This window comes from Pseudomonas sp. SDT291_1_S447, assembly GCF_054070155.1.
This window is the reverse complement of the sequence record NZ_JBSVXS010000170.1, coordinates 1-8,388: the sequence shown is the minus strand read 5'-3', so window position 1 is coordinate 8,388 and position 8,388 is coordinate 1. Positions and strand designations below refer to the sequence as shown.

Below are 8,388 nucleotides of genomic sequence, written 5' to 3'. Positions count from 1 at the left end.
GTCGGGTTGAGCTGTTTCAACCGCTGCGGCAGATCGCTGATCGTCGCACCGTCCAATAGCACAAAGGCCTGCGACTCGCCCCAAGGTAACCCTTCGGGAAATGCGCTTAAGACACTCACCGCGCTGCCTCTCCAATCAGACAGTGCGAGCCATGAGTGAAATGCAGGGCGGGATGTTGTTGAATCGGATCAGTTGGGCTGCGCACCCTCCTGACCCGGAATCCGAGCATCTGAAATGGGTGGAAAACTCCCTCGATTTCGAATCTGCAAGCGACTGACGTGCCGACCGTGAGCATCCACATTTCCTTGTGTCTGGTTAAGACACAGGACTTTGCTTGGCTCTACGGATAGCCGCAGTCGGCTGATTCCCTTATTTACGTAGGACACATCCGGTAACCACCATGGCCGGTGTGGGCTTTCTATACTTGGCCCTTGGCCTGCTGCTCCAGATGCACCTGCAAATCGGGGTCGATCTGCAACGCTGCTGCCAGCTCGTCCAGATAGGTGCGCTCAGCGCTCTGCTGGTCATCCACCAGCAACACGCTGGCCAGGTACATTTCGGCGGCGACAGCATCATCGCCATTCGCCGACGTTGCCACTTCATTAGCGTCCAGCGGCTTGGCGACTTCAGCGTCAAGCCATTGCTGTAACTGCGGATCATCGGTGTGTTTGCCGATCTCGCTGCTGATCAAATGTTTTTCGGTCTCATCGATACGGCCATCAGCCTTGGCCGCCGCGATCAAAGCACGCAGCACCGCATGGCTGTGCTCTTCTATTTCCGGGCCGGCAAGGAGGTTAGCCGTTTGCGGCGTTTGTTGCGGTACCGAACTGGCCTGGCTGCGTTGCCAAGCCTGATACGCCTGGAACGCCATCATCCCCAGCGATGCCAGCGCCGCGTAATTGGTACCGCCGGAACGACTTTGCGTGCCGCCCCCGCCGCCCAACGCCCCACCTAATGCGCCACCCAGGCCACCACCAGCACCGCCGCCGAGTAAACCACCGAGCAAACCACCTAATCCACCCAACCCGCCCGCCGGCGCGCCGCCGCGTGTACCGGTCGAATCCGCGCCACCGAGCAGGCCGCCCAGCAAGCCACCGAGGCCGCCCAGACCCGAACCGGCAGACGCTGAAGATTGTTGACCTGCCGAGGCCTGGCCTCGCAGCAGTTGTTCGAGCAAATCGCTGGTGTTCATGACGTTATCCTCAAGCATTGGCAGTGACTGCGTCTGGCAACGATAGACCCCTTAAGCCATAGCGCCAGCACCGTTTGGCTGACACTCAAGGGCCTGGCGGATTTCGCCCGCGTATTTTTTCGCCGGCCAGCTAAGATTGATCATTGGTGAACCTTATCCCGGCCTGACCGGTCGATAGCTGCAACCCCGACCCGGTTTGCCGGCGCCCTTGTTGCCCAAGGGTGATACCCGGCTTGCTTCACTTTCTGGAGAACGCCCCCGTGATATCGACCGTACACATCGCCAGGCTCAAAGCATGGGGCGCCCATGGTTTTACCGCGACTGGCGTGGTCACCGCTTTTCTGGCCACCCTCGCCCTGTTGGAAAACCAGCCGACCCACTGCCTTATGTGGCTGGGCGTGGCGCTGATTGTCGACGGACTCGACGGCGCGCTGGCGCGCAAGGTCAACGTGCAATCGGTGCTGCCAAGCTTCGACGGTTCGATCCTTGATCTGGTGATCGATTACCTGACGTATGTATTCATTCCGGCACTGTTCATCTATCGCTACATTCCGTTGCCCGATTACACCCTGCTGCTGACCGTGTCGCTGATTCTGGTGTCGTCGCTGTTCTGTTTCTGCAACGTCAATATGAAGAGCAAGGACAACTACTTTGTCGGGTTTCCGGCGGCTTGGAATGTGGTCGCGCTGTGCCTTTACATCATCGGGCCGGGGCCGTGGATCACTTTTCTGACGGTGATTGGTCTGGCGCTGCTGACCGTGACGCGGATGAAGTTTCTGCACCCGTTCCGTGTGCGACGCTTTATGCCGATCAACATTGCGGTGACAGCAATCTGGCTGCTGTGCAGCCTGTCGCTGGTGCTCAACCACCCGGTGATCAACCCGTTGGTGATGGGCTTGTGGTTGTTGATGTCGGCGTACTTTCTGGGGATTTGTATCTGGCGCACGGCGCTGGAGTGGTTTGATCGGCCGCAGGTGAAATAGGTCTTCCGCCCCAGCTACATTTACCCTTGTGGGAGCGAGCTTGCTCGCGAAGACGGAGTGTCAGACAACATCTGTGTTGAATGACACAACGCTTTCGCGAGCAAGCTCGCTCCCACAGGGGATCACCACAAATTTGAAAATGGTGTGTGACTCAGCGTTTAGTGATTACCACCTCCAGATACTCACTCGGCACCACCAGCGACGCCTCCCCCGCCCGATTCAAACGGTTGAGCAAATCCGCCAGATCACTTTCCAGCGCCTGCCCGCTCTCCGGCGGCAACGCCGCAAAAGCCTTGTGCACCGGCCCGTACCAATGGCGGAAGATGTCGATGAAGTGCGCGGCCGAGCGATAGCGAAAATTGAACTCGCGCCGCGTCACACGCAGCAGAAAATCGCGGTCATCGAAATGCTTGTGCAGCCACGCATCAGAGCCCCAGTTCGACGGCGGCTGAGCACCAGCAGGCGGTGGCAGATGCCGGCCGAGGGTCTTGAACATCTGGCCAACGAAACCTTCCGGCGTCCAGTTGGCCAGACCGATCCGCCCGCCACGGCGACAAACCCGGCCCAGTTCGGCGGCAGCCTTGTCCTGATCCGGTGCGAACATCACGCCAAAGGTCGACAGCACGGCGTCATAGCTCTCGTCGGCGAACGGCAGCGCTTCGGCATCGGCCACCTGAAACGTCACGTCCAGATGCTCCGCGCGGGCACGGTCCTGTCCGCGTTCCAGCAGGGCCGCGACGTAATCGGTGGACGTCACCAGGCAACCGCGCCGCGCCGCCGCCAGCGTTGCATTACCGTTGCCGGCAGCGACATCCAGCACCTGCTCGTCGCAACGCAGGTCGCAGGCTTCGGCGAGGTTTTCGCCGACAATTTGCAGGGTGGTGCCGATCACGGCGTAGTCGCCACTGGCCCAGGCGACTTTCTGGCGTTCCTTCAAGGCAGTCAGATCAATCGGGGTACTCATGACAGTGAGCTCCGCTACAAATTGGATCAGTGATTATTCGGCCGTAGTCGGGTCAATGACCGTCATCACACGCGCCACACTGTTGGCAGGAAAGCCACCAAGCCTTGCGTGTTCACGCACCTGCTCTTCATCCGGTGCGATGTACACGCAATAGATTTTGTCTGCGGTGACATAGCTCTGCAGCCATTGCACCTGCGGGCCGAGTTCACGCAACACGTCACAGGACTTGTGCGACACGGCTTTGAGTTCTGCTTCCGACAGCTTCCCGGCCCCTGGAATCTCGCGTTCAATCACGAATTTAGGCATGGCAACCTCGCGCTCTTGTTATGGGGCAAGGCCGGCAGTGACCCTGCTCACGCACTATCGCGCCGAGACCGCTCGGCGTCCCTGCCAATCGTCTGGCAACCCCGTAAAACCGGGGGTTTGCCGATAAGCGGTGGAAATCTGTAAAGCGTCTGGAACACCTTGAGGATTGCCAAGGTTGGGGGATTGGTTTCTGATGCTCGCTCGCTTCTGCAACGGACTCGACTGATGTCACTGAAACTCGATTGGCTCGCGCATCACATGCAGCACAGCGACCGTTATGCCCAATGGATCCACCAACAATTCCCCTACGAATACGTCGACCATCCGCTGGCCGAATGGCAGCGTGAATTTGCCGAGGGCCAAGGCAATGGCGACTGGTCCTGCCTGATCGCCATGGACGGTGAACGTCTGGTCGGCGGCGCCGCGCTGGCACGCGATGACCTCGACCTGCGCCCTGATCTCGGACCTTGGCTGGCCTGTGTGTTCGTCAGCCCTGAAGCACGCGGGCAAGGGCTGGCGGAGCGCTTGATCGAGGGTATTTGCCGGGAGGCAAAAGACTGCGGGTTTGCGCGTTTGTATCTGCACACGCAGAGCAAACAGGACTACTACGCCAAGCGCGGCTGGCAAGTCCTGGAGCGTTTTCGCGCCTGGGACAACGAACAATGGCTCATGGTCCGCGACCTCTGAGCCATTGCTGTTGCTGATCAGGCCGCAGGCGCCTTTGCCTCCTGCAGCAACTGCTGGATCATCTGCTCCTGCGCTTCGTAGCGACCTTCGCCGAAGTGGCTGTAACGCACCTGCCCCTTGGCGTCGATCAGGTAGTGCGCTGGCCAGTACTGATTGTCGAAGTTGCGCCAGATTGCATAGTTGTTGTCGATGGCCACCGGGTAAGTGATGCCGAGCTTTTTCACCTGATCCTTGACGTTGTCGATGATCCGCTCATAGCCGTATTCCGGGGTGTGTACACCGATCACCACGAGGCCGTCCTTTTCGTACTTCCTCGCCCAGTCTTTGACGTACGGCAGGGTGTGCTGGCAGTTGATGCAGTCGTAGGTCCAGAAGTCCACCAGTATCACTTTGCCGCGCAGGGACTCAGCGCTCAGCTCGGGCGAGCTCAGCCATTGCACTGCGCCGGCCAGCGATGGCATCGCGCCTTTGCCCTGCTCCATCGGCGAGTCCGCGCGGACTTTGCTGATGAAGTAGTCGACCACTTTCGGCACATTTTCCAGAACGCTTTTTTCGACACTCGCCACACCCTCAGAGGAGGTATTCGCCAGCAAGGTTTTGTCGAAACCGGTGGCAATCACCGCTGCCGTCGCCAGTACCGCAACACCGGCACCACGGCGCAACCAACCGGTGAACGGGATCGACGGTTTCAGGCGATTGACCAAGCCGCGTCCGGTGAAGATCAGCGTGCCCAGCGACAGCGCACTGCCGGCGCCGTAGGCCAGCAGCAACAGACTGGTCTGCGCGTTGGCGCCTTGCAGCATGGCACCGGTGAGAATCACGCCGAGAATCGGCCCGGCGCACGGTGCCCACAGCAGTCCCGTGGCCACGCCGAGCATGACCGAACCCATCGGCCCGGTCTTGTTCCGAATATCCGGGTCAAGGCGATTGCCCAGCATCACAAAGGGACGTGTCAGCCAGTCACCGATGCGCGCCGATATCAGCGACAGGGCGAACACACTCATCACGATCAGCGCAATGTAACGGCTGCTGTTGCTGGCCTGAATGACCCATTCGCTACTGACCACAGCGAGGCTTGAGATCAGCGCGAAGGTCAGGGCCATGCCACCGAGGGTGAGCAGAATCGAAGTGCGGCTGCGTTGGGCGCCGGCAAACAGAAACGGCACCACCGGCAGAATGCAGGGGCTGAGCACGGTCAGCAGACCGCCGAGGAATGCGATGAGATACATAGTGAATCACCCTTGATCAATGAACGTGATGAGCCGTTCAGGCGCTCTGGCTTTCCAGCCATTGGCTCTGCGGCGTACGACTGGCGCCGTTCTCGGCAACCATCTGGCCCTGTGGCGTGCGGCTGGAACCGTCCGCGGCAAACATTTGGCCCTGCGGTGTGCGACTGGAGCCGTCCGCAGCAATCAAGCCATCGCTGCTCTGCTTGGCTACTGGCGTCAGTTGGAAGCAGGTGCTGCTGTGGCAGCTATGCTGTTCAACCGCGGCGTTGGCATGGGCGGCAACGCCGGCGAGAGAGAAAACGATGGCAGTCAAAAAGCGCGATACGTTGTTCATGGCTGTTTCCTTCTATAAAGAGTGATGACTTAGTTGTCGTTGTTGCAGCCGTCGGCGAATTTGCTGTAATCGAGCACGCGGGTCTGACCGGCCGAATCGAGGTAGGTCATGCGCGCCTCGACAATCCCGCAATTCACCGAGTTGTCCTGTTTCAGCGAGAGCACTTTCTGGATATCCAGGTGGGTGCCGTAGGTGTAGGTTTGCGGGGTGACAGCGGCTTCGGCGCGGGCCGACAGCGTGCAGATGTTCAGCGCGGCGAACAGGCAGGCGGCGATTACGGATTTGTTGTTCATGGCGTTTTCCTCAAGGCTTCAGTGGGTTTGAGCCGAGGCGATCTGTGTGGGCCTCGATGGAGCCTATTTGAGGCTCGCGAGGTATCGCGTCTGTGTCCGGAACAGGCGCGTTTCAATCGCTGTGTATCCCTGCCATCGGGGGATACACAGCGATACAAAACCCTGGAAAATTCGCGTTTTTGCGTTCCCGTGTATCCGCCGCCACGGCAGATACACTGCAATACAAAGGCAGGCAGGCGAACCGCGCGAGGCTCGATAGACTGCACGGCATTCCCCTTTGATAGAGGTTCGAACCCGATGGAACATGTCGATCACATTCTCATCGTCGACGACGACCGCGAGATCCGTGAACTGGTGGGCAACTACCTGAAGAAAAACGGTCTGCGCACCACCGTGGTCGCCGACGGCCGGCAGATGCGCAGCTTTCTCGAAGCCAACACCGTCGACCTGATCGTGCTCGACATCATGATGCCCGGCGACGATGGCCTGCAGCTGTGCCGCGAACTGCGCGTGGGCAAACACAAGGCCACGCCGGTGTTGATGCTGACCGCGCGCAACGATGAAACCGACCGCATCATCGGCCTGGAAATGGGCGCCGACGATTACCTGACCAAGCCGTTCGCTGCCCGTGAGTTGCTGGCGCGGATCAACGCCGTGCTGCGCCGCACACGGATGCTGCCACCGAATCTGGTGGTCACCGAAGCCGGTCGATTGCTGGCCTTCGGCCGTTGGCAACTGGACACCTCGGCCCGTCACTTACTGGACAAGGACGGCACCATGGTCGCCCTCAGCGGTGCCGAATACCGATTACTGCGAGTGTTTCTCGATCACCCGCAACGGGTGCTCAGCCGCGATCAACTGCTCAATCTGACCCAGGGCCGTGATGCGGATCTGTTTGACCGCTCGATCGATTTGCTGGTCAGCCGTTTGCGCCAGCGTCTGCTCGATGATGCGCGCGAGCCGGCCTACATCAAGACCGTGCGCAGCGAAGGTTATGTGTTCTCGCTGCCAGTCGAGCTTCTCGGTGCCCCGGCATGAGCGTCAACCTGCACTGGCCACGCACCCTCGCCTCGCGCCTGTCGCTGATTTTTCTGATCGGCCTGCTGCTGGCCCAGGCGCTCTCGTTCGGCGCGCAGTACTACGAACGTTACCAAAGCGCCAAGAACACCATGCTCGGCAATCTGGAAACCGACGTGTCGACCTCGATTGCGATCCTCGATCGCTTGCCTGCCGAAGAGCGCCCGGCCTGGCTCGAGCGTCTGGCGCGAAGAAATTATGGCTACCTGTTGAGCGAAGGTGAACCGGGCATGCCAATCGAGGCCGGTGATGTGCCGGTGGCCGTCACCTCGATCACCGAAGCCATCGGTGAACGCTATCCGCTGACTTTCACTGATATCCCCGGGCCGAAGAAACACTTCCAGGGCCATCTGCGCCTGAGCGACGGCAGCCCGGTGACCATCGACGTGCGCCCCGCCATGGTGCCGTTGTCACCCTGGTTGCCGGCGGTCTTGCTCGGCCAACTGGCGTTGATGATCGCCTGCACCTGGCTGGCGGTGCGCATTGCGGTCCGCCCCCTGACCCGGCTGGCCGACGCCGTAGAAACCCTCGACCCCAACGCCCACCCGATCAACCTCGACGAAAGCGGCCCGAACGAAGTGGTTTACGCGGCACGGGCATTCAACACGATGCAGGCGCGCATCGCCGCCTACCTCAAGGAACGCATGCAACTGCTGGCGGCGATTTCCCATGACCTGCAAACGCCGATCACGCGGATGAAACTGCGCGCCGAACTGATGGACGATTGCGTCGAGAAAGACAAGCTGTGGAATGACCTCAGCGAGATGGAACATCTGGTGCGCGAAGGCGTGGCCTATGCGCGCAGCATCCATGGCTCGACCGAGGAAAGCCGCCGCACCAACATGGATTCCTTCCTCGAAAGCCTGGTGTTCGACTATCAGGACATGGGCAAGCAGGTGCAACTGGTCGGCAAGAGTGCGGCGGTCATCGACACCCGTCCTCATGCATTGCGCCGAGTGCTGGTGAACCTCACCGACAACGCGCTGAAGTTCGCCGGCGCCGCCGAAGTCTGGGTCGAAGCCAACAAGGGCAGCCTGGCGATCACCGTCATGGACCGTGGCCCGGGCATCGCCGATTCCGAACTGGCGCAGGTGCTGCAACCGTTCTACCGCGTGGAAAACTCGCGCAATCGCGATACCGGCGGCACCGGACTGGGCTTGGCCATCGCCCAGCAACTGGCCATGGCGCTGGGCGGCTCGTTGACCTTGAGCAACCGCGAGGGCGGCGGGTTGTGCGCGGAACTGAAACTCCCCCTCAATGTTTGAACGCTGCATAAACCCTGTAGGAGTGAGCCTGCTCGCGATGGCGTCTTTTCAGTCAATG

10 protein-coding genes are annotated in these 8,388 nt (G+C 60.3%); 4 read left to right on the top strand and 6 right to left on the bottom strand.

Annotated elements, in window-relative coordinates; all coding sequences use genetic code 11:
* Positions 1-418: 418 nt before the first annotated feature.
* Entirely contained in the window at positions 419-1,192 is a 774-nt protein-coding gene (locus tag ACW9IR_RS27405) for a tellurite resistance TerB family protein (RefSeq protein ID WP_457465739.1), read from the bottom strand.
* Positions 1,193-1,452: 260 nt separating this feature from the next.
* Here ACW9IR_RS27405 and pcsA point away from each other — a divergent pair, with 260 nt between their 5' ends.
* On the top strand, positions 1,453-2,175 hold the full coding sequence (gene pcsA / locus ACW9IR_RS27400; RefSeq protein WP_007919592.1) for a phosphatidylcholine synthase: 723 nt from the start codon (positions 1,453-1,455) through the stop codon (positions 2,173-2,175).
* A gap of 151 nt (positions 2,176-2,326) precedes the next feature.
* On the opposite strand, the gene ACW9IR_RS27395 is transcribed toward pcsA, so the two are convergent.
* Positions 2,327-3,139 carry a class I SAM-dependent methyltransferase gene (locus ACW9IR_RS27395; RefSeq protein ID WP_150729972.1) on the bottom strand — a complete coding sequence of 271 codons (813 nt, stop codon included), beginning with the start codon at positions 3,137-3,139 and terminating at the stop codon, positions 2,327-2,329.
* Between the two features lie 33 nt (positions 3,140-3,172).
* The gene (locus tag ACW9IR_RS27390) at positions 3,173-3,445 is read right to left on the bottom strand and encodes a DUF4242 domain-containing protein (protein ID WP_095120244.1); all 273 of its coding nucleotides are present in this window, start codon (positions 3,443-3,445) and stop codon (positions 3,173-3,175) included.
* Positions 3,446-3,670: 225 nt separating this feature from the next.
* On the opposite strand from ACW9IR_RS27390, the gene ACW9IR_RS27385 reads away from it, so the two are divergent.
* Complete coding sequence (locus ACW9IR_RS27385; RefSeq protein WP_457465737.1) at positions 3,671-4,132, top strand: GNAT family N-acetyltransferase; 462 nt, start codon at positions 3,671-3,673, stop codon at positions 4,130-4,132.
* Positions 4,133-4,149: 17 nt separating this feature from the next.
* Here the strand turns inward: ACW9IR_RS27385 and ACW9IR_RS27380 are convergent, their stop codons facing one another.
* From ACW9IR_RS27380 to ACW9IR_RS27370, 3 genes are read right to left on the bottom strand one after another with little or no spacing between them, the layout of a single operon-like run.
* Complete coding sequence (locus ACW9IR_RS27380) at positions 4,150-5,361, bottom strand: cytochrome c biogenesis protein DipZ (RefSeq protein WP_457465735.1); 1,212 nt, start codon at positions 5,359-5,361, stop codon at positions 4,150-4,152.
* 37 nt (positions 5,362-5,398) lie between these two features.
* Positions 5,399-5,695: a hypothetical protein gene (locus ACW9IR_RS27375; protein ID WP_457465733.1), complete on the bottom strand. Its 297-nt coding sequence runs from the start codon at positions 5,693-5,695 to the stop codon at positions 5,399-5,401.
* Positions 5,696-5,724: 29 nt separating this feature from the next.
* Positions 5,725-5,988, bottom strand: coding sequence for a DUF2790 domain-containing protein (locus tag ACW9IR_RS27370; protein WP_102902755.1), 264 nt, complete (start codon positions 5,986-5,988; stop codon positions 5,725-5,727).
* A gap of 297 nt (positions 5,989-6,285) precedes the next feature.
* Here ACW9IR_RS27370 and ACW9IR_RS27365 point away from each other — a divergent pair, with 297 nt between their 5' ends.
* Together ACW9IR_RS27365 and ACW9IR_RS27360 are read left to right on the top strand one after the other, a co-directional pair.
* A complete protein-coding gene (locus ACW9IR_RS27365; protein WP_102902756.1) occupies positions 6,286-7,026 on the top strand; it encodes a response regulator in 741 nt (246 codons plus the stop codon).
* On the top strand, positions 7,023-8,330 hold the full coding sequence (locus tag ACW9IR_RS27360; RefSeq protein WP_457465731.1) for an ATP-binding protein: 1,308 nt from the start codon (positions 7,023-7,025) through the stop codon (positions 8,328-8,330). The genes ACW9IR_RS27365 and ACW9IR_RS27360 overlap by 4 nt, the downstream gene beginning before the upstream one ends.
* The last annotated feature ends 58 nt before the right edge of the window (positions 8,331-8,388 follow it).

Coding starts and splice junctions, on each gene's coding strand:
- ACW9IR_RS27405 (WP_457465739.1), bottom strand. CDS start 1,192: ATGAACACCAGCGATTTGCTCGAACAACTGCTGCGAGGCCAGGCCTCG.
- ACW9IR_RS27395 (WP_150729972.1), bottom strand. CDS start 3,139: ATGAGTACCCCGATTGATCTGACTGCCTTGAAGGAACGCCAGAAAGTC.
- ACW9IR_RS27390 (WP_095120244.1), bottom strand. CDS start 3,445: ATGCCTAAATTCGTGATTGAACGCGAGATTCCAGGGGCCGGGAAGCTG.
- ACW9IR_RS27385 (WP_457465737.1), top strand. CDS start 3,671: ATGTCACTGAAACTCGATTGGCTCGCGCATCACATGCAGCACAGCGAC.
- ACW9IR_RS27380 (WP_457465735.1), bottom strand. CDS start 5,361: ATGTATCTCATCGCATTCCTCGGCGGTCTGCTGACCGTGCTCAGCCCC.
- ACW9IR_RS27375 (WP_457465733.1), bottom strand. CDS start 5,695: ATGAACAACGTATCGCGCTTTTTGACTGCCATCGTTTTCTCTCTCGCC.
- ACW9IR_RS27370 (WP_102902755.1), bottom strand. CDS start 5,988: ATGAACAACAAATCCGTAATCGCCGCCTGCCTGTTCGCCGCGCTGAAC.
- ACW9IR_RS27365 (WP_102902756.1), top strand. CDS start 6,286: ATGGAACATGTCGATCACATTCTCATCGTCGACGACGACCGCGAGATC.
- ACW9IR_RS27360 (WP_457465731.1), top strand. CDS start 7,023: ATGAGCGTCAACCTGCACTGGCCACGCACCCTCGCCTCGCGCCTGTCG.